At 68.2% G+C, this 26,106-nt stretch carries 23 protein-coding genes; 9 read left to right on the top strand and 14 right to left on the bottom strand.

The window, feature by feature from the left end; genetic code table 11:
* Positions 1 to 20: 20 nt before the first annotated feature.
* Both LO787_RS04665 and LO787_RS04660 read right to left on the bottom strand, forming a co-directional pair.
* The gene (locus tag LO787_RS04665; protein WP_232494685.1) at positions 21 to 569 is read right to left on the bottom strand and encodes a Csu type fimbrial protein; all 549 of its coding nucleotides are present in this window, start codon (positions 567 to 569) and stop codon (positions 21 to 23) included.
* A 44-nt stretch (positions 570 to 613) separates the two neighbouring features.
* Positions 614 to 1,162 carry a Csu type fimbrial protein gene (locus tag LO787_RS04660; RefSeq protein WP_232494684.1) on the bottom strand — a complete coding sequence of 183 codons (549 nt, stop codon included), beginning with the start codon at positions 1,160 to 1,162 and terminating at the stop codon, positions 614 to 616.
* 445 nt (positions 1,163 to 1,607) lie between these two features.
* Between LO787_RS04660 and LO787_RS04655 the strand changes: the two genes are divergently transcribed.
* The 4 genes from LO787_RS04655 to LO787_RS04640 all read left to right on the top strand — a co-directional run bounded on the left by LO787_RS04655 (position 1,608) and on the right by LO787_RS04640 (position 5,821).
* Positions 1,608 to 2,228, top strand: coding sequence for a glutathione S-transferase family protein (locus LO787_RS04655; RefSeq protein ID WP_232494683.1), 621 nt, complete (start codon positions 1,608 to 1,610; stop codon positions 2,226 to 2,228).
* Entirely contained in the window at positions 2,225 to 4,351 is a 2,127-nt protein-coding gene (locus tag LO787_RS04650; RefSeq protein WP_232494682.1) for a 2Fe-2S iron-sulfur cluster-binding protein, read from the top strand. Before LO787_RS04655 ends, LO787_RS04650 begins: the two co-directional genes overlap by 4 nt.
* A 28-nt stretch (positions 4,352 to 4,379) precedes the next feature.
* Complete coding sequence (locus LO787_RS04645) at positions 4,380 to 4,844, top strand: nuclear transport factor 2 family protein (RefSeq protein ID WP_232494681.1); 465 nt, start codon at positions 4,380 to 4,382, stop codon at positions 4,842 to 4,844.
* Between the two features lie 86 nt (positions 4,845 to 4,930).
* The gene (locus tag LO787_RS04640) at positions 4,931 to 5,821 is read left to right on the top strand and encodes a LysR family transcriptional regulator (RefSeq protein WP_232494680.1); all 891 of its coding nucleotides are present in this window, start codon (positions 4,931 to 4,933) and stop codon (positions 5,819 to 5,821) included.
* 6 nt (positions 5,822 to 5,827) lie between these two features.
* Here the strand turns inward: LO787_RS04640 and LO787_RS04635 are convergent, their stop codons facing one another.
* On the bottom strand, positions 5,828 to 6,226 hold the full coding sequence (locus LO787_RS04635) for a MerR family transcriptional regulator (protein WP_476739348.1): 399 nt from the start codon (positions 6,224 to 6,226) through the stop codon (positions 5,828 to 5,830).
* An 84-nt stretch (positions 6,227 to 6,310) separates the two neighbouring features.
* On the opposite strand from LO787_RS04635, the gene LO787_RS04630 reads away from it, so the two are divergent.
* A complete protein-coding gene (locus LO787_RS04630) occupies positions 6,311 to 7,084 on the top strand; it encodes a glutaredoxin family protein (protein ID WP_232494678.1) in 774 nt (257 codons plus the stop codon).
* Between the two features lie 45 nt (positions 7,085 to 7,129).
* Here the strand turns inward: LO787_RS04630 and LO787_RS04625 are convergent, their stop codons facing one another.
* The 5 genes from LO787_RS04625 to LO787_RS04605 all read right to left on the bottom strand — a co-directional run bounded on the left by LO787_RS04625 (position 7,130) and on the right by LO787_RS04605 (position 14,693).
* Positions 7,130 to 8,035, bottom strand: coding sequence for a Gfo/Idh/MocA family protein (locus tag LO787_RS04625; protein WP_232494677.1), 906 nt, complete (start codon positions 8,033 to 8,035; stop codon positions 7,130 to 7,132).
* 93 nt (positions 8,036 to 8,128) lie between these two features.
* Positions 8,129 to 8,866, bottom strand: coding sequence for a FadR/GntR family transcriptional regulator (locus LO787_RS04620; RefSeq protein WP_232494676.1), 738 nt, complete (start codon positions 8,864 to 8,866; stop codon positions 8,129 to 8,131).
* A gap of 144 nt (positions 8,867 to 9,010) precedes the next feature.
* Entirely contained in the window at positions 9,011 to 10,390 is a 1,380-nt protein-coding gene (locus LO787_RS04615) for an L-serine ammonia-lyase (RefSeq protein WP_232494675.1), read from the bottom strand.
* Positions 10,391 to 10,537: 147 nt separating this feature from the next.
* Positions 10,538 to 13,432, bottom strand: coding sequence for a PAS domain-containing protein (locus tag LO787_RS04610; protein WP_232496262.1), 2,895 nt, complete (start codon positions 13,430 to 13,432; stop codon positions 10,538 to 10,540).
* Between the two features lie 163 nt (positions 13,433 to 13,595).
* The gene (locus LO787_RS04605; RefSeq protein ID WP_232494674.1) at positions 13,596 to 14,693 is read right to left on the bottom strand and encodes a family 43 glycosylhydrolase; all 1,098 of its coding nucleotides are present in this window, start codon (positions 14,691 to 14,693) and stop codon (positions 13,596 to 13,598) included.
* A 158-nt stretch (positions 14,694 to 14,851) separates the two neighbouring features.
* On the opposite strand from LO787_RS04605, the gene LO787_RS04600 reads away from it, so the two are divergent.
* The 4 genes from LO787_RS04600 to LO787_RS04585 are packed head-to-tail and all read left to right on the top strand — an operon-like array spanning position 14,852 to position 18,958.
* Positions 14,852 to 16,432 carry a sodium/sugar symporter gene (locus LO787_RS04600; protein ID WP_232494673.1) on the top strand — a complete coding sequence of 527 codons (1,581 nt, stop codon included), beginning with the start codon at positions 14,852 to 14,854 and terminating at the stop codon, positions 16,430 to 16,432.
* Entirely contained in the window at positions 16,429 to 17,295 is an 867-nt protein-coding gene (locus LO787_RS04595; RefSeq protein ID WP_232494672.1) for a 2-dehydro-3-deoxygalactonokinase, read from the top strand. The genes LO787_RS04600 and LO787_RS04595 overlap by 4 nt, the downstream gene beginning before the upstream one ends.
* Positions 17,292 to 17,927, top strand: a complete 636-nt coding sequence (locus tag LO787_RS04590; RefSeq protein ID WP_232494671.1) for a 2-dehydro-3-deoxy-6-phosphogalactonate aldolase — start codon at positions 17,292 to 17,294, stop codon at positions 17,925 to 17,927. Before LO787_RS04595 ends, LO787_RS04590 begins: the two co-directional genes overlap by 4 nt.
* On the top strand, positions 17,924 to 18,958 hold the full coding sequence (locus LO787_RS04585) for a glycoside hydrolase family 43 protein (RefSeq protein ID WP_232494670.1): 1,035 nt from the start codon (positions 17,924 to 17,926) through the stop codon (positions 18,956 to 18,958). The genes LO787_RS04590 and LO787_RS04585 overlap by 4 nt, the downstream gene beginning before the upstream one ends.
* A 140-nt stretch (positions 18,959 to 19,098) precedes the next feature.
* On the opposite strand, the gene LO787_RS04580 is transcribed toward LO787_RS04585, so the two are convergent.
* From LO787_RS04580 to LO787_RS04555, 6 genes are all read right to left on the bottom strand, one after another.
* Positions 19,099 to 19,503, bottom strand: a complete 405-nt coding sequence (locus LO787_RS04580; RefSeq protein WP_232494669.1) for a c-type cytochrome — start codon at positions 19,501 to 19,503, stop codon at positions 19,099 to 19,101.
* Between the two features lie 5 nt (positions 19,504 to 19,508).
* Positions 19,509 to 21,533 (bottom strand): nitrilase-related carbon-nitrogen hydrolase, encoded by a 2,025-nt coding sequence (locus LO787_RS04575; RefSeq protein ID WP_232494668.1) that lies wholly within the window; start codon positions 21,531 to 21,533, stop codon positions 19,509 to 19,511.
* 142 nt (positions 21,534 to 21,675) lie between these two features.
* The gene (locus LO787_RS04570) at positions 21,676 to 23,805 is read right to left on the bottom strand and encodes a xanthine dehydrogenase family protein molybdopterin-binding subunit (RefSeq protein WP_232494667.1); all 2,130 of its coding nucleotides are present in this window, start codon (positions 23,803 to 23,805) and stop codon (positions 21,676 to 21,678) included.
* The gene (locus LO787_RS04565) at positions 23,805 to 24,278 is read right to left on the bottom strand and encodes a (2Fe-2S)-binding protein (RefSeq protein WP_232494666.1); all 474 of its coding nucleotides are present in this window, start codon (positions 24,276 to 24,278) and stop codon (positions 23,805 to 23,807) included. The genes LO787_RS04570 and LO787_RS04565 overlap by 1 nt, the downstream gene beginning before the upstream one ends.
* A gap of 88 nt (positions 24,279 to 24,366) precedes the next feature.
* Complete coding sequence (locus LO787_RS04560; RefSeq protein ID WP_232494665.1) at positions 24,367 to 25,572, bottom strand: MFS transporter; 1,206 nt, start codon at positions 25,570 to 25,572, stop codon at positions 24,367 to 24,369.
* Positions 25,573 to 25,616: 44 nt separating this feature from the next.
* Positions 25,617 to 25,973 (bottom strand): YciI family protein, encoded by a 357-nt coding sequence (locus LO787_RS04555; protein ID WP_232494664.1) that lies wholly within the window; start codon positions 25,971 to 25,973, stop codon positions 25,617 to 25,619.
* Positions 25,974 to 26,106: the final 133 nt, after the last annotated feature.

The following is a 26,106-nucleotide window of genomic DNA, read 5'->3' as shown; positions in this document are numbered from 1 at the left end:
TCCTCCCGATCCGCATGGCTTCACCATGTCAGCGTGATGGTCAGTGTGTCGGTGTAAGTGCCGGGCGGCAGCGTGCCGGGCAGCGTGAGCGATCCGTAGATCGGCAGGCGCACGTCCTCGCTGTTCGTCCCCGTCACCGTAACCGGAACGGCGGTGCCCACGGCGATCTGCTGGTTGCAGGCGGCGTCCCGGCAGAGCGTGTAGCCGATGCGCGCCGTCGTCGTGGTGCCGCGCTGGAGATTGCGGCGGGCATTGGCGAAGTGCGCACCGCCGTCGATGCTCATCGTCAGGCTGACCCCCGGCGTGCAGCGCAGGCGGATCGCCTGTCCGGTCGTGGTGGTCGCGGTGCGCGTCGCGGTCGAGAACGTGGAGTCCGTCCCGAAGTCCAGCACGCCCACGCGGCCCGCATTGCCGCTGCCGCCGAGGCCGTCCACGAGGCAACCCGCCGTGACCGTGGCCGTCACGTCGAACTGCGCCGTCGTCTCGGCGTTTGCGGGGCGCACGAACCCGATGCCGCCCGCGCACAGGATCGCCAGCGCGAGGGCGGGGCCGGGGTGCGTCCTCACCATGGGGACGCGTGGCATGGTCACGAACTAGAGCGGCGCCGCGCGCCTCAGAGGTCGAGGACGACCGTCAGCACGTCGGTATATGTGCCTGCGGTGAGCCCGGCCTCCCCGAATGCGCGGCCATAGACGTTGACGGTCTGCGGCGCGCCGTTGGCCAGCAGGGACACGCTGCCGTTGATCGGGATGATCGCGGTCCGCGCTGCATCCGAATAGAGGTTGTAGGTGACGAACTGTCCGGCGGCGCTCTGGTGCGCCATCGCGTGCAGGCCCACGCCCGCGCCCGAACCGTCGTTCTGGCCGGTCTGGAAGGTGACTGCGGGGGTCACGCCGCTGCTGCACTGGACGGTGAAGCCCGCCGCGCCGTTCAGCACCTGTCCCTCTGCGGTCGTGAACAGGGTGTTCTGGACGCCGAAGCTCAGGTCGCCGAAGTCGACGTTGGCCGAGCCGTCGTCATAGCTCTGCCCGTTGATGATGCACCCGGCGCCCAGCGTGATCGTGGCGTCGACGGTGCCGGTTATGTCCGCCTGCGCCGCCGGAGCGAACAGAAACGCGGCCGAAAGGCCGGATGCGGCGAGAAACATCTTCCTCATCATCATTGCACCTCCATTTCCTTCAGCCCCTGCGCGTACTTGCGCATAGCGAGCCGAACTTTCCGGACAAATGCGAGTTGCCGCTCTGCACCTTCCGGGACAGGTTGGCCTGACAGATCGGAAACCTGTCTGACCGGGAATGGAAGGAATACCATCCGAGTTCCTTGCGAGACCTTACAGATATATTCGCATCGGATGTTCTTCTTAAGTACTTGTCCTTAATATTGTTAAGCACGTTCAAAGTGTTTCGATATCAAGGGCCTGCGAAGCCCTCATTCCGAATGCAACCCGGCGGCCAATCCTACGGCGCCCGCGCGCGAGGTGCGACGCCCTTTGCTGTCGTTTGGTGCAATAGTGAAGTGCGCTCCTCGATCATTCCCTTGGGGAACCGATGCGCCCACCTTGCCGGAGCGGGCCGGGGTGGTCCGGTCGAAACTAGCAGGAGTGAGCCATGAAGCTCTATCATCACCCTCTGTCGGGCCATTCGCATCGTGCCCATCTGTTCGTCTCGCTGCTCGGGCTGCCGCATGAGCTGATCGAGGTCGATCTGGCCGCAGGCGCGCACAAGAAGCCCGAATTTCTCAAGCTGAACCCGTTCGGGCAGGTGCCGGTGCTGGAGGATGATGGCGTAGTCGTCGCCGATTCCAACTCGATCCTCGTCTACCTCGCCAAGAAGTCGGGCAGCACCGAATGGCTGCCGGAAGACCCGGTCGGCGCAGCCGCCGTGCAGCGCTGGCTTTCGGTCGCGGCGGGCGAAGTGGCCTATGGCCCTGCTGCCGCGCGTCTCATCACGGTGTTCGGCGCCAAGTTCAATCCAGAGGAAGTGATCGGGCGGGCGCACACGCTGCTGGGGCGGCTGGAAACTCATCTGGCGGAAAGCGACTGGCTGGCGGCGGATCATCCGACCATCGCCGACGTCGCGGTCTACAGCTATGTCGCGCGCGCGCCGGAAGGCAACGTGGATCTGTCGCCCTATCCGGCCGTGCAGGCGTTCCTGGGCCGTGTCGAAGCGCTCCCCGGCTTCGTGCCCTTCGTGAAGACGCCGGTCGGGCTGACCGCCGAAGCCGCATGAACGTGCGCCGGGCGCTCCAGGCGGTGCGCCCGGCCTTTACCGGGGGACAGTCCGTGGAACAGGGATCGACCCGACTGCCGGTCTGGCACGAAGGCGAGACCTTCCTGCAGGGGAAGGTCGGCGTCGTCGAGAAGATGGCGGCCGTCGGCGAGCGCTTCGTGCGCGATTTCATGCCCGACCAGCACCGCGACTTCTATGGTCAGCTTCCCTTTATCGTGCTGGGAAGCGTCGATCCGCAGGGCGATGCCTGGGCGACGTTCCTTGAGGGGCGGCCCGGCTTCATGTCCTCGCCGACGCCGACCACGCTGGACATCGGCGCGATTACCGGCGCCGGAGATCCGGCAGGCGAAGGTCTGGGCGGCGGGCAACCTGTCGGCCTTCTCGGCATCGAGATGCACACCCGCCGCCGCAACCGGATGAACGGCTTCGCCTCCGAGGCGAACGGGGGTTTCCGCATCGACGTGGACCAGAGCTTCGGCAACTGCCCGCGCTACATCCAGCTTCGCGACTTTTCATGGGAGCGCGATCCCGGCCAGACCTATGCGGGTGAGGCCGAGACAATGAGCGAACTCGACGCGGAAGCACGGGCGACCATCGCGGGTGCCGACGCCTTCTTCGTGGCGTCCTACGTGGATCGTGAGGGCCAGCGCCAGGTCGATGCCTCGCATCGCGGGGGCAAGGCGGGCTTCGTCCGCGTCGCCAAGGATGGCCTGCTGACGATCCCGGACTTCGACGGCAACCTGTTCTTCTCGACGCTCGGCAACATCCATCTCAACGGTCAGGCGGGGCTGCTCTTCGTCGATTACACGACCGGCGACATGCTCCAGATGACCGGCCATGCCGAAGTCATTCTGGAATCGCCCGAGATCGCGGCTTTCCAGGGGGCCGAGCGCCTGTGGACCTTCCGCGCCCGCCGAATCGTGCGGCGTCGCGGCGCGCTGGCGCTACGCTGGGCTTTGCAGCAGGACGGCTGGTCGCCGAACTCGCTGATGACCGGCGACTGGCAGGAAGCCGCCGACCGGCTCCGTGCCGAAGAACTTGCGACGAAGTGGCGTCCCTTCCGGGTGACGAAGCTGGTCGACGAGACCGCTGCGATCCGCTCCTTCCACCTGCAACCGGGCGACGGGGCCGGGCTTCTGCCTTACGAGGCGGGCCAGCACCTGCCGATCCGCGTCCTGCTTCCCGGTGAGGACAAGCCGCAGATCCGCACCTACACGCTCTCGGTCGCGCCTTCCGACGGCGAGTACCGGATCAGCGTGAAGCGGGAAGGCGCGGTCTCCAGCTTCCTCCACGACACCATCGTCGAGGGCGCGGTGATAGAGACCCGCGCACCCGCAGGCGGCTTCACCATCGACGCGGCGGAGCAGCGCCCGGCGGTGCTGTTGGCGGGCGGGATCGGCATAACGCCGCTGTTGGCGATGCTGCGCCACCTCGTCTACGAGGGCCTGCGCAAGCAGCGCATCCGCCCGGTGGTGCTGTTCCAGGCGGCCCGAACCCTTGGCGAAAGGCCGTTCGATGCGGAACTGGCGCAACTGGTCGAGGCAGCAGGCGGCGCGGTGCGTCTGGTGCGCGTCCTCAGCGACGCGACGGATGTACGGGAGGGCAAGGACTACGAGGCGGCAGGACGCATCGACATGGCCATGCTGACCCGCTTCCTGCCTTTCGCCGACTTCGATTTCTATATCTGCGGCCCGGCGGGCTTCACCCAGTCGCTCTACGATGGCTTGCGCGGCTACAATATCGCGGACGCGCGCATCCACGCAGAAGCGTTCGGGCCGTCCTCGCTGGTGCGCAAGCCGGATGCGTCGGCGGCTTCTGCTCCGGCGCGGCGTCGGCCGTCGACCAAGCCGGTCCCGATCGCCTTCATGACCTCGATGAAGGAGGCGCGCGGGTCTCCGGCTTCGGGCACGCTGCTCGAACTGGCCGAGGCGCGCGGGCTCGACCCGGAGTTCAGTTGCCGCGAAGGCACCTGCGGCACCTGCCGGACCAAGCTTCTCAAGGGCGTGGTCACGTACGTCAGGGAGCCCACTGCATCGGTGCATGACGACGAAGTGCTGATCTGCTGCGCCGTTCCCGCGCAGCAGGAGACCCCTGACGAGAACCGCATCCAGCTCGCGCTCTGATATCCTACCAACCCCAAGGAGATTGCCCATGGCCCGCCCACCGCTTCCCCCCTTCACCGAGGAGACCGCCAGAGAGAAGGTCCGCCTTGCCGAAGACGGCTGGAACAGCCGCGATGCCGCGAAAGTGGCGCTCGCCTACACTTACGACACGCGCTGGCGGAACCGGAACGAGTTCCTCAACGGCCGGACCGAGGCCGAGGCGTTCCTGACGCGCAAGTGGAACAGGGAACTCGAATACCGGCTGATAAAGGAGCTCTGGGCCTTCCGCGACAATCGCATCGCGGTGCGCTACGCCTACGAGTACCACGACGACAGCGGCCAGTGGTATCGCGCCTACGGCAACGAGAACTGGGAATTCGCCGAGGACGGCCTGATGCGCGCACGCCATGCCAGCATCAACGAACAGCGCATCGACGAGGCCGACCGCAAGTTCCTCTGGCCGCTGGGCCGCCGACCCGACGATCATCCGGGGCTCAGCGACTTCGGCTTCTAGGTTTAGGGAAGGCGCGGGCGAAAATTCCCTGTACTGATCTCCGGACGAGTGCCGCCGATGGTGGTGGCCTTGCGACGGGGACGGGCATGGATCGCTGGCAGGGAATGCGGATATTCGTGAAGGTGGCGGAGACCGGCGGCTTTGCCGAGGCTGCCCGCCACCTCAACATGAGCGCGCCCGCAGTCACCCGCGCCGTGGCGGCGATGGAGGATCTCGTCGGCGCGCGCCTGTTCGTGCGCACCACCCGTTCGGTCAAGCTGACCGAAGCGGGCACCCGCTACGTCGAGGACTGCCGCCGCATCCTGGCCGACATCGCCGAGGCCGAGGCGGCAGCGGGTGGCTCCTATGCCAGACCCTCGGGCACGCTGGCGGTGACCGCCGCGTCGATGTTCGGGCAGATGCATGTCCTGCCCATCGTCACCGAGTATCTCGACGCCTACCCGGAGATGGCCGCGCGGACGCTGTTCATCGACCGCCCCGTCAACATCATCGAGGAAGGCATCGACGTCGCCGTGCGGATCGGCCACCTGCCGGATTCAGGCTTCACGGCGGTGAGGGTCGGCGCGGTGCGGCGCGTGGTCTGCGGGGCGCCCGTCTACTTCGAACAGCATGGCGTGCCGGAGATTCCCGCCGACCTGAGGCATCATCGCGTCGTCGCATCGACTGGCGCGTGGGCCTCGCCCGACTGGCGCTTCGCCCGCGACCAGCGCGTAACCGTGGAGCCGGCGCTCCAGTGCAACACCAACGAGGCGGTCATCGCCACCGCCATCGAGGGCTGGGGCCTCACCCGCGTCCTGCACTACCAGATCGGTCCGGCACTGGCGGCGGGCAAGCTGCGCATCGTCCTCGAAGACTGCGAGGAGCCGCCGCTGCCGGTTCACGTCCTCCATCCCGAGGGGCGGCACGCGCCTGCCAAGGTCAGGGCCTTCGTGGACATGGCGGTGGCGCGGTTGCGGGCCAATCCGCTGCTGGCCTGACGTTCTTCAGGCCTTGTCGAAGGCGGTCAGAATTGGGCAGGGGCCTGCCTTGCCGCCACCGCACTCCGTCGCCAGCCTGCGCAGCGACGCGCGCGCCTTTTCCAGTTCCGCGATCCGGGCGTCGAGCACACCGATCTGCTGCCGTGCCAGTTCTCGAGCGCGGGCACGGTCGTCCACGGCGTCGAGCACCAGCAGTTCGCCGATCTGCTCCAGCGTGAAACCCGCCGCCTGCGCCGAGCGGACGAAGCGCAGCCTGCGGACATGCTCCTCGCCATAGCGCCGCGTTCCGCCTTCCCGGCCGGCAAGGCCCGGACGCTCGGGCGTCTCCAGCAGGCCGCGACGCTGGTAGTAGCGGACCGTCTCCACCCCGACCCCGCCCTCGCGCGCGAGGCCCGCTATCGTCAGCTCCGGCACCTCTTGACTCCGTACTATGGTACGGACCTTATATGGGTGGCAGCAATGGTCGATACCATAGGAAAGATGCTGCCGATGTCCGCTTCCGCCGAACCCCGCCGCGCCGTGCTCTATCGCATGGTGATGGACAAGCATGTGTGCCCTTACGGCCTCAAGGCAAAGGATCTCCTGCAAAGGCAGGGCTTCGCGGTGGAAGACCGCTGGCTGACCTCGCGCGCGGAGACCGACGCGTTCAAGGCGCAGCAGGACGTGCGCACGACGCCGCAGGTCTTCATCGGTGGCGAGCGGATCGGCGGCTATGACGACCTGCGCCGTCATTTTGGCAAGACGGTGGCCGATCCCAAGGCGACGACCTACCGTCCCGTTGCGGCGCTCTTCGCCATGACCGCGCTGATGGCGCTGGCGGCGAGCCATGCCGTCTACGGCACGCCCTTCACGGCGCGTGCGGCGGAGTGGTTCATCGGGTTCAGCATGGCGGTGCTGGCGCTGCTCAAGCTCCAGAACGTCGAGAGCTTCGCGACGATGTTCCTGAACTACGATCTGCTGGCGAAGCGCTGGGTGCCCTATTCGTACATCTACCCGTTCGCCGAAGGACTGGCGGGCATCCTGATGATTGCGGGCGCGCTGGCGTGGCTGTCGGTGCCGATCGCGCTGTTCATCAGCTTGATCGGCGCGGTATCGGTCATCAAGGCGGTCTACGTCGACCGGCGCGAGCTGAAGTGCGCCTGCGTCGGCGGCTCGAGCAACGTGCCGCTCGGCTTCCTCTCGCTCACCGAGAACGTGATGATGGTCCTGATGGCGCTCTGGACGGCGGCTGCGGCGACGGGACTGGTCGCCACCGGCATGTGACATCTGCGCGGCGCAGCGGTGATCCCGCTGCGCCGCGCGTGTCGATCAGAACGCGAAGGGTTCGGTGACCCGGCGATCCGCGATGAGGAACGTGTCGGACACCAGCCGCAGCGGACGCACGTCGACGTCGCTTTTGCCCGCCGCGATCAGTTCGGAGAAGCGGGCGTAGAGGCGCGGATATTCGCGGTCGGGCTGCGTCGTCTCGTCCTCTCCGGGCAGTTGCAGGATGCTGCCGCCCATCGCGAGGCGCAGCGTTCCGGCGTCGGTATCGACCTCGATCGACCAGGTCTGCGGACCGGTCTGGAGGAAGTCGAACTCCACCTGCACTGGCGCATCGCCGCAGCGCATCGCGATGCTGGCGGCAAGCGGAGAGGCGCGGCCCTCCGGCACGTCCATCGTCGCGCTTTCGACGAAGAGTTCGTGCGGCAGGATCTCGGTCGCGATGGACAGCGCGTTGATGCCGGGATCGAACACGCCGAAGCCGCCGGGGCCGAGGATCCATTCCTGCCCCGGATGCCAGCGGCGGATATCCTCGCGCCAGTCGATCCGCACGGCGGTGATCGTCCTGTCGGCCAGCCACGCGCGCGCCGGTGCGACGCCCGCCGCCTCGCGCGAGTGCCAGGTCGCGAACAGGGTGACGCCCGCCTCGCGCGCGGCCTGTTCCAGCGCGGCGATGTGCGACAGCGTGACCGCGGGCGGCTTCTCCAGCATCACATGCAGGCCCGCGCGGATGGCAGTCAGAGCCTGCTCGTAGCGGCCATCGGGCGGCGTGCAGAGCGACACGGCGTCGAGCGGGCCATCGGCGGTCATCTCGGCGATGTCGTGATAACCCTTCACGTCGTCGATCCTGCCGTGGCGGCTGGCATAGGCGGCGAGGACGAAATCGCCGTCGGCGGCAATGGCGGGCAGGTGCTGGTCGCGGGCGATCTTGCCGATCCCCACGATGCCCAATCTCACAGGCTCCACATCAAATCCTTTTTATCATACTTATTCACTGGCTACGCGGACGCGCAGCGCGCGTCAACTTCGCGGTGACCACGGAGTTCAGTCGAGCGAGGGCAGCTTGTCCTCGATCAGCACGAGCACGTCGCCGATGATCGTGCGCATCGCGACGCGCGCGGCGCCGGGATCCTGCGAGGCGATGGCGTCGCGCACCTTCGCGTGCTCGGCGACGTCGGCGGTGCGGCCCTTTATCCGATTGGTGAAGCGGATCGAGGTGCGCAGCGCCGTGCTCACCACGTCGCGAAGCTGGATGTAGAACGGGTTCTTCGACGCGCGCAGCACCGCGACATGGAAGGCGATGTCCGCTTCCAGCGGATCGTCGAGCCCGCGCTCGGCCGCCTGCATCCGGCGCAGGCCGTCGTCGATGCGCTTGATGTCGTCCTCGCCTGCGACGCGCGCGGCGAGTGCGGCGGCTTCGGGCTCGACTGCGACGCGCAGTTCGTTGAACTGGCGCAGCAGGTCCACGGAAAGCTGGCGCTCCAGCATCCAGCGCAGCACGTCGGTGTCGAACAGGTTCCACGACGAAGTCGGCTGCACCGTCGTACCCTGACGCGGACGGGCGCTCAGCAGGCCCTTGGCGGTGAGCATCTTGACCGCTTCACGCGTGACCGAGCGGCTGACGCCGTGCTGCTTGGCAAGCTCGGCCTCGGTCGGGAACACGGTTTCCTCGTACTGCCCGGTCACGATGGCGCGGCCGATGCTGTCCAGCAGGCCGTAAGTCAGGTTGCGGCCTAGCTGCGCTGCCGGCTCGTCGACGATGAGATGGGATGGCCCTGCCACGAAACCGTCCTTGTCCTTTCTGTTATCCGGTCACCATCGCCCGAATGGTGACCGCTATCACGGTCCAGACAAGACCGTTTCGTATGATAAGTCAATTCGTATGATAATTGCGACAGACAAACAGGAACTTCTCCGACCCGCCTGTCAGCAGGCGACGACGTTGATGGCGAGGCCGCCCTGGCTGGTTTCCTTGTACTTGCTCGACATGTCGAGGCCGGTCTGGCGCATCGTCTCGATCACCTGATCCAGAGAGACGCGCGGCGTCTCGCCATCATGGAGCGCCAGCTTGGCGGCGTTGACCGCCTTCACCGCCGCGATCGCGTTGCGTTCGATGCAGGGGATCTGCACCAGCCCGCCGACCGGATCGCAGGTGAGGCCGAGGTTGTGCTCCATGCCGATCTCCGCCGCTGCGCAGACCTGCACCGGCGTGCCGCCCCAAACCGCCGCGAGCCCCGCCGCCGCCATCGAGCAGGCGACGCCGACTTCGCCCTGGCAGCCCATCTCCGCGCCGGAGATGGAGGCGCGCTGCTTGTAGAGCAGGCCGATCCCGGCGGCAGTGAGGAGGTATCGGCGCGCCTTGGCGGGGATCGCCCGGCTGCCCTCGCTGCAATACTGGCGCAGCAGCGAGGGGATGATGCCCGCCGCGCCGTTGGTGGGCGCGGTGACGACGCGGCCGCCGCTGGCGTTCTCCTCGTTCACCGCCATGGCGTAGAGGTTGAGCCAGTCCATCAGCGTCTCGGCCTGATTGTCCTGCGGCCGCGCGATGAGGCTCTGGTGGATCGAGCGGGCGCGGCGGCGGACCTTGAGCGCGCCGGGCAGCAGGCCATCGCGGGCAAGGCCCCGGTCGATGCACTGGTTCATGGCGTCGGCGATCATGTCGAGCCCGGCCAGCGTCTCCGCCTCGGGCCTGCGCGCAGCCTCGTTGGCGAGCATGATGGCGGCGATGTCGAGCCCGGTCGCGGCGCAGACTTCGAGCAGCTGCTCGCCCGAAGCGAAGGGATGCGGCACCGGCGGGCCGTGCGAGACCTGATCGTCGGCGGCGGGCTGCTCAAGCTGGTGACGGCTGGAGAAGAACCCGCCGCCGGTCGAGAAGTATTCCCCCCGCGCGATCTCACCGCCTGCGGCGTCGAAGGCGCTCAGCACCATGCCGTTGGGGTGGAGGTCGGGGATGTGATCGAAGTCCAGCACCAGGTCGGTGGCGGGATTGAAGGCGATCTCGTGCCGGTCGAGCAGGGCGACCCGCCGCGTGGCGCGGACTTCGGCGGCGGCTGCGTGGGCGGCCTCCGGGTCGGCGGTCTCGGGCTGGAGCCCCCGAAGGCCCATCAGACAGGCGTCCGGCGTGCCGTGCCCCTCTCCGGTCAGCGCGAGCGAGCCCTGCAGGCATACCGTCACGCGGGCGACGGCTTCCAATTGCCCGGCATCGTCGAGCCCCTGCAGGAACCGCGCGGCGATGCGCATCGGGCCGACGGTATGCGAACTCGACGGGCCAAGCCCGATGCGGAAGAGATCGAGGGCGGAGATCATGGAGTTGTTGCAGGCCCGGATGAAGGGATGCGCTGGACTTCCTCGTTATCGGTCGAGTGACAGTCTTCGCGCAGCCGCCGTGTGGATCGCAGTGCATACAGCGGTTCCACATGCGATCAAGGCCCTGCGCGCCCGGTCGGGCATGCGTCAGTCCATGATCTCCCGGATGCGCTGGGCGAGTGCGTCCATGGCGAAGGGCTTGGTCATCAGCGCCATGTTGGGCGCAAGCTGCGTGTTGCCGATGACCGTCGCCTCGGCATAGCCGGTGATGAACAGCACCTTCAGCGCAGGCAAGGCGTCGAGCGCGGCATCGGCCACCTGCCGACCGTTCATGCCGCCGGGCAGGCCGACATCGGTGACGAGCAGGTCGATCTGCGGAGCCGCCTCGATGATGCGCATGGCGCTCGGCCCGTCGAAGGCTTCCATCACCTTGTAGCCGAGTTCCTCGATCACCTCGACCACCAGCATCCGCACGGTCGGTTCGTCATCCACGACGAGGACCGATCCGGTGCGCGCTGCCGCAGCAGCCCCGGGCGAGGCATCCGCGGCGGGTGCGAGCGCAGGGCTTTCCTCCGCCTCGGCATGGCGCGGGAGGTAGATGCGCATCGTGGTGCCGTGGTCGACTTCGGTGTCGATGGCGATCTGCCCGCCCGACTGGCGCGCGAAGCCGTAGATCATCGATAGGCCAAGGCCGGTGCCTTCGCCCATCGGCTTGGTCGTGAAGAAGGGGTCGAAGGCGCGCGCCACCACGTCCGGCGGCATGCCGGTGCCGGTATCGGTCACGCTGATGGCGACGTACTGTCCCGGCGACAGGTCGCGTTCGCGGGCTTCGCGTGCATCGACGGTGACGTTCGCCGTCTCGATGACGATGCCGCCGCCATCGGGCATCGCGTCGCGCGCGTTGATGCACAGGTTGAGCAGTGCGTTTTCAAGCTGGTTGGGATCGACCAGCGTCGGCCAGACATCGGCGCCGCCGCGGGTCTCGACGGAAATCTGCGGGCCGACGGTGCGGCGGATCAGATCCTCGATCTCGAAGATCAGGCGGTTCACGTCGGTCGGGCGGGGGTCGAGCGTCTGGCGGCGCGAGAACGCGAGCAGCCGGTGCGTCAGTGCGGCGGCGCGGCGCACCGCGCCCTGCGCGGCGGTGGAGTACTTCTCAAGCTCTCCCGTCCGTCCCTGCGCGATCCGTGTCTGCATCATCTCCAGCGCGCCGGAGATGCCCGCAAGCAGGTTGTTGAAATCGTGCGCCAGCCCGCCGGTGAGCTGGCCGACAGCCTCCATCTTCTGCGACTGGCGCAATGCCTCTTCGGCCCGGTCGCGTTCGGCGGCGGTGGCGGAGACTTCCTCGACCAGCCGCTGCCGTTCCTGCTCCAGCTGACGTTCGACCGCCTTGCGTGCCGACACGTCCTGCATCGCGCCGACCATGCGCAGGGGGCGTCCGTGGTCGTCGCGGATGACGTAGCCGCGGTCGAGGACATCGGCATAAGTGCCGTCAGCGCGGCGGAACCGGTATTCGTCGGTCCAGTCGCTGCCGTCGCCGTCGATGACGAGGTGGATGCTGCCGTCGATGCGCGGAAGATCTTCGGGGTGGATCTGTTCCAGCCACCATTCGCCGGTCGGGACGACGGCATCCGGTGCATGACCGTAGGCGGTTTCAAGCGCCTCGTTCCAGGTGACGTGGTTGGCGCGCAAGTCCCAGTCCCACACGGCGTCGTTGGTGGCTCGACCTGCGAGGCGCAGCCGTTCCTCGACCTCGCGCAGCGCGGCGCTCTTCTCGCGCTCGCTCGTCACGTCGAGCACGGTGCCGACGAGGCGCACCGGCGCGCGACCGTCGAAGAAGGCGAGGCCGTGGGCGCTGATGTGCCGGACAATCCCGTCCTCGATGCCGAGCGTGCGGTATTCCACCTCGAAGCGATGCGACCCGTCCGGGTCGAGCGAGGCGGCGACGGCCCGGTCGGCGCGATCGCGGTCGTCAGGGTGGAGCCCGGCGAGGAAGGCCGTCTCGTAGCTGACCGACACACCGGGCGAGAGGCCGAAAAGGGCGCGGCAGCGGTCGTCCCACTCCAGCGTGCCCTCGCGCGGGCGATAGTCGAACCGGCCGAGTTCGGCGGCGCGCAGCGCCAGTTCCAGCTCCTCGCGGCTGCGCTCCAGCTGGCGTTCGGCGTGGCGTCTGCGGGTGAGGTCGGAGAACAGGATGCCGACGTGGTGCTCGGCCGGATCGTCCACGCGGAACGCCTGTACCGAATACCAGCGGTCGCCCAGTTCGCGGGCGGGGAGTTCGATGCTGCGGGGCACGCCGGTCAGGGCGATCTCGCCATAGAGGTCGAACCAGTGCTGTTCGTGCTCGGGCGCGATTTCGCGCATCCAGCGCCCGCGCCCGTCGGCGATGCCGGTGAACGCCTCGAAGGCGTCGTTCACTTCGAGGAACCGGTAGTCGAGCGCTTTGCCGCCGGTGTCGAAGGCGACTTCGATCACGCAGAACCCCGCATCGACCGAGTGGAACAGCGAACGATAGCGCGTTTCGTCGATGCGCAGCGCGGTGTCGGCGCGGAGCTGGTCCACGGCGTTGCGGGTGCGCGTGGCGACATCCTCGATCTGTCGAACCTCCCCGGCCGACCATTGGCGAGGCCGAGGCTCGTGGACGTAGAGGATACCGGTCAGCCGCTCGCCCCGCAGGATCGGGCAAAGCACCAGAGCTTGCGCATCGCTGCCGCCTGCTGCGCGTGAATCGGTTTGGCTGTCTTCGACTATGTGCGTGCGACCGGTACGAAGATCGCCCAGCAGTCCTAAGTCGATACCGTCCATCGCCTGAACGTCTGCGGGCAAGGTTCCCGCCCAGTTCGCGTCGATCCGGGCGTCACCTGCAGGATCGAACGTAAGAAAGCCGCAGCGCCCGGCGCGCAGGTCCGAACCCAGCATCTCTGCCGCTGCAGAGAACATTCCGGCGGCATCCCCGATGGGGCGGAGACGGTCGAGCAGGTGTAGCTGGAACGCCTCGCTTTCGAGCCGTTCCTCGTGACTGATCTGCGCCGTTTCTTGCATCACCCCGGGAACCCCCATCGTCCTCGCACGAGGTCGATGGGCGGGAAACGCACGAAGAGCCATCGTGATCCCAGACAGGGGGAAGAACTTGTTGCCCGTCAAAGAATTCCGATGTCGCTGAGGCAGGAGGCGCGCCGACGGTCGCGGCGCGCCTCTTCAAACATCACTTCGCGTTCGGGAACGCCTGCACCAGAGCGTCGTACTGCACCTTGCTGATCTCGATCATCGAGCCGTGGCGCAGGCCTGCGGGCATCTCGTAGCGGTTCCATTCCGGCACGCCGGAATTGCCCGAGACCTGGAACCAGGGCCCGGTCAGGCGCGGGGCTTTGGACAGGCCGTAGCTCGTCCCGGCGTACTGCTCGTAGTACATCAGCCAGTCCTCGCCATTGGGCGCGCGGATGACCGTCGGGGCCTCGCGGAAGTTGGGGCTGATCGGCGGTCCCGGCGGTGCGTAAGGGCCGAGCAGATCCTTGGCGCAGGAGATGCGCACGGTCTTGCCGGTGGTCCAGTTGTAGCTGGGATAGCGCTCGTCCTTCACCACCGCGCAGTAGCCGGAGCCGTCCGCTTCGGGCTGGATGAAGGTGTCGATCGTCGCCATGTCCCAGTCGAACAGGCGGCGCGGCGGCTTGTCGAAGCGCTTGAGGTCGGGCGAGAGGACGTAGAGCGTGCGCTGGCTCGCCCAGTAGCGTTCCGGGTCTTCGGCCACGCCGGGGACGGTGGCCGTGTGCCAGGTCAGCAGGAAGCGGCCCGACGGCTTGTCGAAGAACAGCTTGGGCGCGCCGATGCGCTGCATCGCGTGGGGGAGGCCGGGGATGTTCGAGAGTTCCGGTCTGTAGGTTCCGTACTGCTTCCACGTCACCAGATCGTCCGAGACCCAGAAACGGATGTACGGATCGTCGTCGCTCTTGTTGCCGACGAGGTAGTAGCGCCCGTCGCCCCCGCGCGCGATCGAGGCGTGGCCGTGGTAGTCCTCCGACACCGGCCGCCCGCCGTTGATCTGCTGCCAGTGCAGGCCGTCGCGGCTGACCGAGTAGTAGAGGACGCCGTAGCGTTCCTTGGTCATGTGCGCGAAGAGGTAGGCCTTGTCCGGATCGACGTAAGGCGTCTCCGGCGCGCCGGGCACGACTTCGGTGCGCGGCGGCCTGGCCGGGTTGTTGTCGGACTGGGCGGCGGCAGGCGCCTGGACCAGCGATAGAGTGAGTGCAGCCGATGTCGCGGCGAGTGTCGCCACGACCGCGAAGCGCGATGTGCCCCGAGCCAATTTCCGTCTCCCTTGGATTGTCTTGGCGGCAAAAGACTGCGTCCCGGCAGCATTGTCAAGATTGATATTATAAATGGTGGGTCTATGAAGCTGGGCACAGGAAAGGCGCGGATCGCACGATTCGAGCTTCGCCGCGCCGTGAGAACCGGGGAGAGAGAATGGGACTGGCGACGATCGACATCACCGTGGTCGTGATCTACGCGATCGGCATATTCGGGCTCGCGCAGTGGGTCAGCCGCGACAAGGCGGGTGCCGGGCCGAAGAACTCGACCGACTACTTCCTCGCCTCCAAGAACCTGCCGTGGTGGGCCATCGGCGCCTCGCTGATCGCAGCGAACATCTCGGCCGAGCAGATCGTCGGCATGTCCGGCTCGGGCTACGCGATCGGCCTCGCCATCGCCTCCTACGAGTGGATGGCGGCGGCGACGCTGCTGATCGTCGGCAAGTTCTTCCTGCCGATCTTCCTGCGCAACGAGATCTACACGATGCCGCAGTTCCTGGAGCGGCGCTACGGCCCCGGCATCCGCACGCTGATGGCGGTGTTCTGGCTGGTCCTCTACGTCTTCGTGAACCTGACGAGCATCATCTGGCTCGGTTCGGTCGCCGTCACCAAGGTGGCGGGCGTCAATCAGGACGTGGCGCTCGTCGGCCTCGGCGTCTTCGCGCTGCTTTACCAGTTGCGCGGCGGGCTCAAGGCGGTGGCGCTGACCGACATCGTGCAGGTGACGCTGCTGGTCCTCGGCGGTCTCATCATCGCCGTGCTGACGCTGGGCGAGATCGGTGCGGGTGAGGGCGTGGTCGCGGGCTTCTCCACCCTGATGGAGCGTGCGCCGGGCCACTTCGAGATGATCCTCGAACCCTCCAACCCGCACTACGTCGACCTGCCGGGCCTCTCGGTGCTGATCGGCGGCATGTGGATCGCGAACCTGTCGTACTGGGGCTTCAACCAGTACATCATCCAGCGCGCGCTGGCGGCCAAGTCGATCGACGAGGCGCAGAAGGGCATGCTCTTCGCGTCCTTCATCAAGCTCATCATGCCGATCATCATCGTGCTGCCGGGCATCGCCGCGGTCATCCTCGCGCCCGATCTCGCCAAGCCCGACGAGGCCTACCCGACGATGATGCGCCTCCTGCCGCCGGGCCTGCTGGGCCTTGTCTTCGCGGCGCTGGTGGCGGCGATCATCGCGTCCACCGCGTCCAAGATCAATTCGATCGCGACGATCTTCACGCTCGACGTCTGGGCCAAGTTCCGCAAGTCCGAGGTGGCGGGCGAGGCGCAGGAGCGCAGGCTGGTCCTCGTCGGCCGCATCGCCGCCGCCGTCTCGATCGTCATCGCCATCCTGACCGCGCGGCCGCTGGTCGGCTCCAGCGAGCAGGCGTTCCAGTTCATCCAGGAATTCACCGGCTTCTTCACGCCGGGGATCACGGTGATCTTCCTCCTCGGCCTGTTCTGGCGCCGCGCCAACGAACCGGGCGCGATCACCGCCGCTGTCGCATCGGTGGCGCTGTCGTGGGCGTTCAAGGTGTGGATGCCCGCGATCCCGTTCATGGACCGCATGGGCCTGTGCTTCCTCGCGGCGCTGGTTCTGGCGGTCGTCGTCTCGCTCGCCACTCCGGCGCGGCCGGACAAGGATACCATCTCGACCGGCGACGTGCGCTATGCGACCTCGACCGGGTTCAATGCAGGAGCGATTGCAGTGGTTGTGGTGCTTTGCGTACTTTACGCGGTGTTCTGGTGAGCGGGCCTTTCATAGCGGTTGACTGGGGCACGACGAACCGCCGCGCCTACCTGATTGAACAGGGCGAGGTCGTCGCCACCGAGCGTGACGACATGGGCATCCTCTCGGTCCCGGCAGGCTGTTTTCCTGCCGCCGTCGCGGACTTGCGCGCGCGCCATGGCGGACTGCCGATGCTGCTCGCGGGGATGGTCGGCTCCAACCGGGGCTGGCATGACGCGGGCTACGTCGCCGCACCCGCCGGGATCGCGCAGGTCGCCGCCCGGCTCGTCTCGCCCGAGGACGGCGTCGCCATCGTCCCCGGCGTCTGCCGTGACAGTGATGGCCGACAGGACGTGATGCGTGGCGAGGAAGTTCAGCTTCTGGGCGCGGTCGCGGCGGGGCTTGCGCCTGCCGACGCGCTGCTCTGCCAGCCGGGGACCCATGCCAAGTGGGCGGCCATGAAGGACGGCGCGCTGGCCGATTTCTCGACGGCCATGACCGGCGAGATGTTTGCCATGCTCAAGGCACACTCCCTGATCGGTGCCGAGATGACCGGCGAGGTCGATGCGGACGATGAGTTCGTCCGCGGCGTCGAGGCCAGCGGCGACAACGACCTGCTCGCCGCGCTGTTCGGCGTGCGTGCCGCCTCGGTGCTCGGCAAACGCGCGCCCGGCGCGGCGGCGGCTTATGTCTCGGGTCTGCTGCTCGGCACCGACTGCCGCGCGCGCATCGGTGCGGGCCAGACCGTCCATCTCCTCGCTGACGGGCTGCTCGCCCGTCTCTATTCCGCCGCCATCGCCACTGTCGGGGGAGAAGCCGTCGTCGTCGACAGCCACGCCTCCTTCGTCGCCGGGATCACCCGCATCTGGGACATGAAAGCATGATCGACCTTTCCACCGCACTCGCCCAGCTTCCCCTCGTCGCCATCCTGCGCGGCATCCGCCCGGATGAGATCGAGGCTGCCGCCGACGTGCTCGTCGAGGCGGGCTTTCGCCTGATCGAAGTGCCGCTGAACTCGCCCGACCCGCTCGTCAGCATCGAGAAGCTGGCGCGCCGCGTGGGGGACCGGGCCATCGTCGGCGCGGGCACCGTGCTCACCGTCGAGCAGGTCGCGCAAGTGCAGGACGCGGGCGGCGCGATGATCGTCTCGCCCAACACCGATGTCGCCGTCATTTCCGAGAGCGCGAAGCGCGGCCTCGTCTCGCTGCCCGGCTTCTTCACGCCGAGCGAGGCCTTCGCCGCGATCGCTGCCGGCGCGAGCGGCCTCAAGCTGTTCCCGGCCGAGGCGGCGACGCCCAGCGTGGTCAAGGCGCAGCGCGCGGTGCTGCCCAAGGACATGCCGCTGTTGGCCGTGGGCGGCATCACGCCAACCAACATGGCGCCGTGGCGCGAAGCGGGCGCGGACGGCTTCGGCCTCGGCTCGGCGCTCTATAAGGTGGGCCTCAGCACACAGGAGATCGCCGCCAACGCGCAGGCTTTCGCCAAGGGCTGGGCCGAACTGGAGGGCCGCGCGTGATCCGCGCTCTTGCCCCGCTGACGCTCGCGGTCGTGCTCGCCCTTGGCGGCTGCAAGGCGAGCGAAACCGCTGCGCCGACTGACGCCGCCACGCCGACCCTGACCAACCCCCTGCTGTCGAGCGGGCCGGATCCGTGGGTCGTGCATCACGGCAAGACCTTCTACTTCCTCGGCACCAAGGGCGACCGCATCGCCATCCGCCAGACCGACGACCTGTCGAAGCTGGCCGACGCGCCCGAGCACACGATCTGGACGCCGCCCGCCAAGGGGCCGAACGCGGTCTCGATCTGGGCGCCGGAGATGCACCGCCTCGACGGCAAGTGGTACGTCTACTACACCGCCGCGCAGGACGGTCATGACGACGACGCGCATCGCGGCGTCTTCGTGCTGGAGAACGCCAGCGCCGATCCTCTCAAGGGCGAGTGGACCGACCGGGGGCAAGTCAACACGAAGCTGACCGGCCTCGACGGGACGGTGTTCGAGCATGGCGGCAAGCGCTGGTTCGTCTATTCCGCCTATGACGGCCCCGACAGCGTGCTCGCCATCGCGCCGATGACGAACCCGTGGACGCTCGGCCCCGGCGAGACAGTGATCGCGCGTCCTGACCAGCCGTTCGAGCGGCAGGGCGGTCGCCAGATCCTCGAAGGGCCGGAATTCCTTGCCGGGCCGAAGGGCGACCTGTTCCTTGCCTACTCCGCCAGCGCCTGCTGGTCGGACGACTATGCGCTGGGCCTGCTTCATGCCAAGCCCGGCAGCGATCCGCTGAACGCGGCAAGCTGGACCAAGTCGCCGCGCCCGGTGCTGGCGAAATCGCCCGAGAACAACGTCTACGGGACGGGGCACAACGGCTTCTTCACCACCGACGGCGGCCGCAAGACGTGGATCGTCTACCACGGCAACGACGGCGCCGGTAAGAAGTGTACCGAAACCCGCTCCCCGCGCGTGCAGCGGATGGAATGGAGTGCGGACGGGATGCCGGTGTTCCCGGTGCCCTCGCGCGCGGGTGCGCCATTGGAAGCCCCGCAGCCGTAACGAAAAATTCCTCCCCGAGCTTGCTCGGGGAGGGGGGGCGCCGCGTAGCGATGGTGGAGGGGGAGAGGCTCGGCAATTCCCCCTCCGTCAGCCCTGCGGGCTGCCACCTCCCCGAGACAAGCTCGGGGAGGAATTGGGGGTTATTTCGCCGTCGTTCCCAGATAGGCGACCAGCGCCTTGCGCGCCACCGGGTCGGACATCCCGGCGAAGACCATGTTGGTCCCCGGCACCACCTCGCGCGGCTTGGCGAGGAAGGCGTTGAGCTTGTCCGGCGTCCACTTGAACTTCGCGCCCGCGAGCGCCGGGGTGTACTTGAAGCCCGGCTGCTTGCCCGCCGCGCGGCCGACCACGCCCGCGAGGTTGGGGCCGATGCCGCGTGGCTTGGCGGCGTCGACCGAGTGGCAGGCCATGCAGCGGGCGAACTGCGCCTTGCCTTTGACGGCGTCCGGAGAGGGCGCCGCCGGGGCCGCCTGCGCGTCGACGATGACGGGCGCGGCGGCGAGGAGCAGGGCGGCCGAGGCGGCGGTGGTGAGGATCAGCTTCATCGCGCTCACACCTGGTCCGAGGTGCGGTAGCGGTCCGCGCCGATCTCGCTGGCGGGTTCTACGTAGATGCCGCGTTCCATGTACTCGGCGATGACCCGGCGCAGTTCCTTCGCGCCGAGGTAGGGGTTCACGTAAGGCTCCGACTTCCACAGGTTGCTGGGGAAGCCGATCTCGCCCGAATAGGCCCCGGCATAGGCGGCGAAGTCGCTCCACAGCTTGAAGTTCACGCGCGGATTGGCGCGGGCGCGGCGAAGGCCGGTGAGGTCGACGTGGGCGCGCAACACGACCGGGCCGGGGCCGTCCACCACGCCCTGCACGGTGCCGTCGTAGTTGATGACGCGCGTGTGGCCGCGCCGGAAGAACGTCAGCAGGTCCGAGTCTTCCGCCACATGCTCGCCGCCGTCGATGGCGGAGATCATGTAGGCGGTGTTCTCGAAGGCGCGCAGGCGGCGGGCGTTGTCCCAGGGCGAGCGGCCTTCCGCGCCGTGCGGCTCGGACGACGAGTGGCAGATCACCTCGGTGCCGAAATGGCGCAGCGCGAAGGCGACTTCGGGGCTCATGTTGTCGAAGCAGATCATGTTGGCGATCTTGCCGATCGGCGTGTCGGCCACCGGGAACAGCGATTCGTAGCCGAACAGGTCCACGAACTCGTCGATGATCGAGCCGGGGGTGGTGTCGGGCAGGAAGCCCCAGACATCGGCGCACTGGTTCTTGCGGTAGGTGTGGACCAGCTCGCCCGCGTCGTCGATCAGGAACGCGGAGTTGAACACGCGGCCGGGCAGCTTCTCGTGGACCTCGAAGTTCTGGAAGGCGACGTAGACCTTGTTGCGCTTGGCGAAGGCGCCGATCTCGTCGAACACCTCGTCGCCGTGGCTGATCGCCAGCTTCTCCATGTCCTGCACGGTGCGCTGGATGCCGCCGATGCCGCCGGGGCCGGTGAGCCAGAACTCAGGGAACACCACCAGCCGGACCGACGGGATGTTGGCCCGCGATTCCGCCAGTCCCAGCGATTCCGCGAGGTTGCGCATGATGATCTCGCGCGAGTTGTTGACGCCGAGCGGGATCAGGCGCGGGACAGACTGGATCACGCAGATGTCGTACTGTTCCTCGTACTTCTCGCGCTTCGGCCCGACGCGCGCGGCCTCGGCGTCCATGCGGCGCCTGGCTTCGGCGAGCCATCCGGCGCGGCTGTCGGGGCGGGGCAGTTCGCCCGCTTCGGCGGCCCACTTGCGGTAGCCGCGCGCATAGACGTCGGCGCGCACGATGGCGGGCATCGAGCCCTGCGGCGTGGCGCGCTTGCGGCGCATCATCTCGATGTCGAGTTCGACGAAGACGAAGCTCTCGTCGCCGATAGCGGAGACGACCTCGCGCTCCCAGTTGTAGAGCGCGGTGGAGGTCGGCACCTTGAGCGCGATGCCGTCGATCTCGACGGTGCGCGGGCTGGCCGAGGCGACATAGCCGGCGGAATCGGTGGCGCGGCCCCAGCGCGACATGCGGCGCGCGGGCGTCAGCGGGTCGGCGGCTTCGGTGGTGGGGTTGAGGATCACCTCGGCCCCGTTGAACACCAGCGCGCGGGCGTAGTGGCTGAACAGAACATCCTCGCCCAGCAACATGCCTACTTGCGCGAAGGGCAGCTTCGCGACCGGGAAATCGGCCTCGGCGGCAGGGAGGGCCTGCGTGTCGCCGAAGCCTTCGATGAGATCAGGCGTGATCTTGCCGGTGCGCAGCGAGAGCGCGCCGTCGGGGGCGAACACGAAGCCCACCGTCGCGACCGCGCCGCCTGCGGCGGGCTCCACCGCGAGCGATCCGGCGAGGTGGATGGCGTGGCGCTTCGCGGTGGCGGCCAGCGCCTCGAACGCTTCGGTCTCGGGCCAGACGACGCCGGAGTGGGGGAGCAGCAGTAGCATCCAGCCGTCGCCGCTCTCGCCGCCGTCACCGCGACGACGCGCTTCGATCACGGCGGCTCCGGCGATCTGGCCGAGGCGGGCGGGATCGCCGGCGGACCAGGCTTCCTGGGACAAGATCAGCATTCGCACACACTCCAAGTGGGACTCTTCATGCCATGCTTCTGGCGCGGTGGAAGCGGGCTTGCAGCTTTTGCCGAACGCGCCGTTCATGGTGCGGACGGGGAGCTTCGACAGGCTCAGCCTGAGCTTGTCGAAGGCCCATCGGTCAGCCGCTAAGCCCCGCCTGCAGCGGCAGCGTGCGCAGGCGCTTGCCGGTCAGGGCGAAGAGCGCGTTGGCGGTGGCGGGCATGGCGCAGGGGGTGCCGGTCTCGCCCACGCCGCCGGGCGGGGCGGTGGAGGGCATGACGTAGGTGCGCATCTCCGGCGTCTCGGCGAGCAGGAGCACGCGGTAGTCGGCGAAGGTGGACTGCTGCGTGACGCCCTGATCGATGGTGATCTCTCCGTGAAGTGCGGCGGAGAGGCCGAACACGGTGCCGCCTTCGACTTGCGCGATCACGTTGTCGGACTGCACGGCAAGGCCGCAGTCGATCACGCTGGTCGCGCGGTGGATGCGGATCTCGCCGTCGGTCACGGACAGCTCGATCACCTGCCCGAACCAGCTTTCGTAGCAGTTCACCACCGCGACGCCGCGCGCGCGACCCTTGGGCGCGGGCTTGTCCCATTCGGACAGGGTGCGCAGCTTCGCCATGACGGCGGCCATGCGCGGGTCGGTCAGGTGCGCCTGCCGGAAGTCGAAGGGATCGGCGCCCGCCGCGTGGGCAAGCTCGTCGACGAAGCTCTCCGCCGCGAAGGTGTTCTGCGACTGCGCGACCGAGCGCCAGTAGCCGATCGGCACTGGCGGGCGCACTTCCACCCATGCCGCGCGGGTGGCGGGCAGCTTGTAGAACTTCGGGACGAGGCCGTTCTGCACGGTCGGGTCGATGGGCGCGTTGGGGCTGTCGAACAGCGGCACCCGGCTGCGCAGGATCGAGGGGCCGGAGATCGTCACGCCGTAGTCGGCGATCCGGCCCGAGGCGTCGACCGCGCCCTTGCAGCGCATGGCATAGGCCGAGCGGTAGGGATCGCGCTTCATGTCCTCCCCGCGCGACCATTGCAGCCGGACGGGGGCCTTGACCCGCATCGCGATCTGCGCCGCCTGCGCGACGAAATCGCTTTCCGAACGCCGCCCGAAGCCGCCGCCGAGCAGGGTCTGGTGGATCAGCACCGCGTCGGGCGAGAGGCCCGATGCCTTCGCGGCGGCGGCCTGCGCGCGGAAGACCGCCTGCGTCGGCGCCCACATCTCCAGCCTGCCGTCATGGAACCACGCGGCGCAGCTCATCGGCTCCATCGTCGCATGGGCGAGGAAGGCGACCTGGTAGTCGGCCTCTACCATCTTGAGGCCATCGGCGGCGGGCGGTTCCCCGGCGACGGCAAAGGCCCGGCCCGGCTGGCCGAGCGCTTCGACCAGTGCGGTCTTGTAGGCATCGCTCGACGCGGGGGAGGGGCCTGCGTCCCACGCCGGCGCGGCGGCCTCCAGCGCCTTCATCGCGCTCCAGGTGTCGAGCGCCACGGCGACGAGGGTGGTGCCGTCGATCACGAACATGTCCTTCACGCGCGGATCGGCGAGCGCCGCGTCGCGGTCATGCGCGGTCAGCGCGAGGGCGCCGTAAGGCCCCTGCGCCACTGACGTGTAGAGCATCCCCGGCAGCTTCACGTCGGAGGCGTAAGTCGCTGCGCCGCGCACCTTGTCGGGCACGTCGCGCCGGGGCTGGGAGCGGCCGATCAGGGTGAACTGCCCGGCCTCCTTCAACGTGACCGCACCCGGCGCAGGCAGCTTCGCGGCATCGGTAGCGAGTTCGCCGTAGGAGAGGCTCGTCGCGCCATCCGGGTGGAGGACGCGGCCTTTCGCGGTGCGGCAGTCGGCGGCGGGGACGCCCCAGCGCGCGGCAGCGGCGCTCGTCAGCTGCATCCGCCCGCGCGCCGCCACTTCGCGCAGGCGGGTGAAGTAGCCGCGCGTGGAACTGCTGTCCGACGTCACCAGCATGACCGGCTTGTCGAGCGGCACGCGTTTCGCGGAATCGAGGGGGACGATCTCCACCCGGTCCCAGTCGGCGTCGAGTTCGTCCGCCAGCACCAGCGGCAGCGCGGTCGAGACGCCCTGACCCATCTCCGCCATGAGCGATACGATGCGCACGCGGCCATCCGGCAGGATCGCGATGAGGGGCTGGAGGTCGATGGCCTCGGCACCCTGCGCAGGCGTCATCGCCTCGGCCAGAGCACGCGGGATCGCCAGCGTGAAGGCGCCCGCGAGAATGCCGCCGAGCGCGGTGCGGCGCGAGAGGCGCAGGGCGTCCATCACTTCGCCTTCATCGCCGCGCGCGCCTTGGCGATGGCGTCGCGCATGCGGGGATAGGTGCCGCAGCGGCAGACGTTGCTGATCGCGCCGACGAGGTCGTCGTCGCTGAGCGTCGGGCTGTTGGCGAGGAGGTCCGCGACCTGCATCACGAAGCCCGGCTGGCAGTAGCCGCACTGCGGGATATCGGCGGCGATCCATGCCTGCTGGACGGGGTGGAGTGCCTTTGCGTCCAACCCCTCGCCCAGCCCCTCTATCGTGGTGACGGCACGGGCGCCGACCTCGCTGACGGGCAGGACGCAGGATCGCTCCGCCGCGCCGTCGATGTGGACCGTGCAGGCCCCGCAGACGCCGACGCCGCAGCCGTACTTGGTGCCGGTCAGCCCGGCGGCCTCGCGGATCGCCCAGAGGAGCGGCATGTCGTCGGGCACGTCGAGGCGGTGCGGCTCGCCGTTGATCGAGAGGGAGATGCTCATGCCGGAAGGCTAGGACGCGGCCGCGCGGCTCTCAAAAGCGGTGCGGCTGAGCGTTCGTCATGCGGGCGGGGCGTCATGCGGGCGGCGCTCAGGCGGGGGAGGAGCGCCCCGTCGCCCGGTCGAGCAGGAAGGCCACCGCGCCCACCGCCAGCAGGCACAGCGCGCCGAGCAGGAAGCTGTCGGTCAGCCCGATCCGCTGCGCGATCTGGCCCCAGGCGAAGCTGCCGATGCCGAGCCCGCCCGAGAACACGATCAGCACCACCGCGATCACGCGCGAACGGTAGTCGGCCCGCGCCTCCAGCAGCATGTGGCTGTTGATCCCGGCGGAGACGCCGATCCAGCCGAGCCCGGCGATGAAGAACCCGCCGAGCGTCAGCGGCATCGATTGCGAGACGCCGATGATCGCCAGCGCCACGGCGGAGAACACCGCGCCGATGGCGAGGACCACGCCGAACCGCGCGGTCGAGGTCAGCCGCCGGTTGAAGCCGCCGATCACCGCGCCGATGCCGAGCGCCATCAGGAACAGCCCGAAGATGCGCGTGTTGCCGTGGGCGAACTGGCGCGCGATCAGCGGCGCGAAGGCCCAGAGCGGCGAGATGGCGAGGAAATAGAGGCTCGTCAGCGTCAGCGGCTGGCGCATCGCGGCGTGGGTCCAGACGTAGCGGATGCCCTCCATCGACTGACGGTAGATCTGCACCCGGCCCATCGGCTGGCGCTGGTTGCGCCAGAGGTAGAGCACGATGCCCACCGCGAGGCACGACACGGCATAGCTGGCGATGGCCGCCACCGGCCCGAACCACGCGAGGATGAAGCCGCCCAGCATCGGCCCGATGGCGCGGCTGCCGTTGTAGCCGACCGCGCTCAGCATGACCGCGCCGCGCACTTCGTCCTCGGCGACGATGGAGGGCAGGATCGCCTGCCGCGTCGGCGCGGAGATCGCGGCGAGGGTGCCGTGGACGAAGGCGAAGCCGATCACGCCCCAGACCTCGATCCGGCCCATCCCGACGAGCACCGCGAAGATCGCCAGCACCGCGACGAAGGCGCACTGCACCGCGACGAGGAAGCGCCGCCGGTCGACTGCGTCGCCGAACGCGCCCGCAGGCAGCGAGAACAGGAATGTCGGCAGCATCCCCGCCGCCGGGACCAGCGCGACCAGCGAAGGCGAACTGGTGAGGCCGGCGATCAGCCAGCCCATCGTGAGATCCTGGATCCAGAAACCCAGGTTGGAAAGCAGCGTCGCGCCCCAGAGCAGCGCGAACGTGCGCTGCCTGAGCGGCCCCAGCAGATTCGACATGTAGGTAATCGCCCCCGAAACCGACCCCGAAAACCGATGCTGGCTCAGCGCCCGCCGACGCGCTCGACCGGCGTGAAGCGCGGGACGAGATCGGGGTTGCGCTCCAGCAGCCACGCGGGCGCGCGGGCATAGGCGGCGTCGAGGAGGTAGAGGTTCAGCTCCTTGATCTCGATCTCGGCATAGGCGCCCGCCTTGGTGAAGGGATCCTCGTAGACGTAGTGGTTGATCGAATCCCACGTCTCATGCCCCGAAATGGCAAGGACGCCCGCCATCTTGCCGTCTTCGTCGATGAGGTTGCTGGAGACGATGGTGCGGCTGTACGCGGCGATGTGGTCGTTGTGGGCCTGCTCCAGTCCCGCGACCAGCTTCGAGACGTTTTCGACGTGGCGTCGACGCACCATGAACATTCGCTTTCCCTTTCTCATGCCCGAAAGGTCGGGCGACCTTGGCCGATGCATGCGCTCTTGGCCGAGAGGGTGCGCGCATGGTCGCGCAGCGCGTCCATCTGATGAACAGAGGGTCTTGTCCTCATAG

It is taken from the genome of Novosphingobium kaempferiae (assembly GCF_021227995.1).
Taxonomy (GTDB): Bacteria; Pseudomonadota; Alphaproteobacteria; order Sphingomonadales; family Sphingomonadaceae; genus Novosphingobium; species Novosphingobium kaempferiae.
Note: the sequence above shows the minus strand (reverse complement) of the source record. Positions and strands in the feature narration are given on the sequence as shown.

What these genes read in the sequence shown, in the direction of transcription:
- LO787_RS04665 (WP_232494685.1), bottom strand. Translation starts at nt 569, where the DNA reads ATGGTGAGGACGCACCCCGGCCCCGCCCTCGCGCTGGCGATCCTGTGC.
- LO787_RS04660 (WP_232494684.1), bottom strand. Translation starts at nt 1,162, where the DNA reads ATGATGATGAGGAAGATGTTTCTCGCCGCATCCGGCCTTTCGGCCGCG.
- LO787_RS04655 (WP_232494683.1), top strand. Translation starts at nt 1,608, where the DNA reads ATGAAGCTCTATCATCACCCTCTGTCGGGCCATTCGCATCGTGCCCAT.
- LO787_RS04650 (WP_232494682.1), top strand. Translation starts at nt 2,225, where the DNA reads ATGAACGTGCGCCGGGCGCTCCAGGCGGTGCGCCCGGCCTTTACCGGG.
- LO787_RS04645 (WP_232494681.1), top strand. Translation starts at nt 4,380, where the DNA reads ATGGCCCGCCCACCGCTTCCCCCCTTCACCGAGGAGACCGCCAGAGAG.
- LO787_RS04640 (WP_232494680.1), top strand. Translation starts at nt 4,931, where the DNA reads ATGGATCGCTGGCAGGGAATGCGGATATTCGTGAAGGTGGCGGAGACC.
- LO787_RS04630 (WP_232494678.1), top strand. Translation starts at nt 6,311, where the DNA reads ATGTCCGCTTCCGCCGAACCCCGCCGCGCCGTGCTCTATCGCATGGTG.
- LO787_RS04615 (WP_232494675.1), bottom strand. Translation starts at nt 10,390, where the DNA reads ATGATCTCCGCCCTCGATCTCTTCCGCATCGGGCTTGGCCCGTCGAGT.
- LO787_RS04610 (WP_232496262.1), bottom strand. Translation starts at nt 13,432, where the DNA reads ATGCAAGAAACGGCGCAGATCAGTCACGAGGAACGGCTCGAAAGCGAG.
- LO787_RS04600 (WP_232494673.1), top strand. Translation starts at nt 14,852, where the DNA reads ATGGGACTGGCGACGATCGACATCACCGTGGTCGTGATCTACGCGATC.
- LO787_RS04590 (WP_232494671.1), top strand. Translation starts at nt 17,292, where the DNA reads ATGATCGACCTTTCCACCGCACTCGCCCAGCTTCCCCTCGTCGCCATC.
- LO787_RS04580 (WP_232494669.1), bottom strand. Translation starts at nt 19,503, where the DNA reads ATGAAGCTGATCCTCACCACCGCCGCCTCGGCCGCCCTGCTCCTCGCC.
- LO787_RS04575 (WP_232494668.1), bottom strand. Translation starts at nt 21,533, where the DNA reads ATGCTGATCTTGTCCCAGGAAGCCTGGTCCGCCGGCGATCCCGCCCGC.
- LO787_RS04570 (WP_232494667.1), bottom strand. Translation starts at nt 23,805, where the DNA reads ATGGACGCCCTGCGCCTCTCGCGCCGCACCGCGCTCGGCGGCATTCTC.
- LO787_RS04565 (WP_232494666.1), bottom strand. Translation starts at nt 24,278, where the DNA reads ATGAGCATCTCCCTCTCGATCAACGGCGAGCCGCACCGCCTCGACGTG.
- LO787_RS04560 (WP_232494665.1), bottom strand. Translation starts at nt 25,572, where the DNA reads ATGTCGAATCTGCTGGGGCCGCTCAGGCAGCGCACGTTCGCGCTGCTC.
- LO787_RS04555 (WP_232494664.1), bottom strand. Translation starts at nt 25,973, where the DNA reads ATGGTGCGTCGACGCCACGTCGAAAACGTCTCGAAGCTGGTCGCGGGA.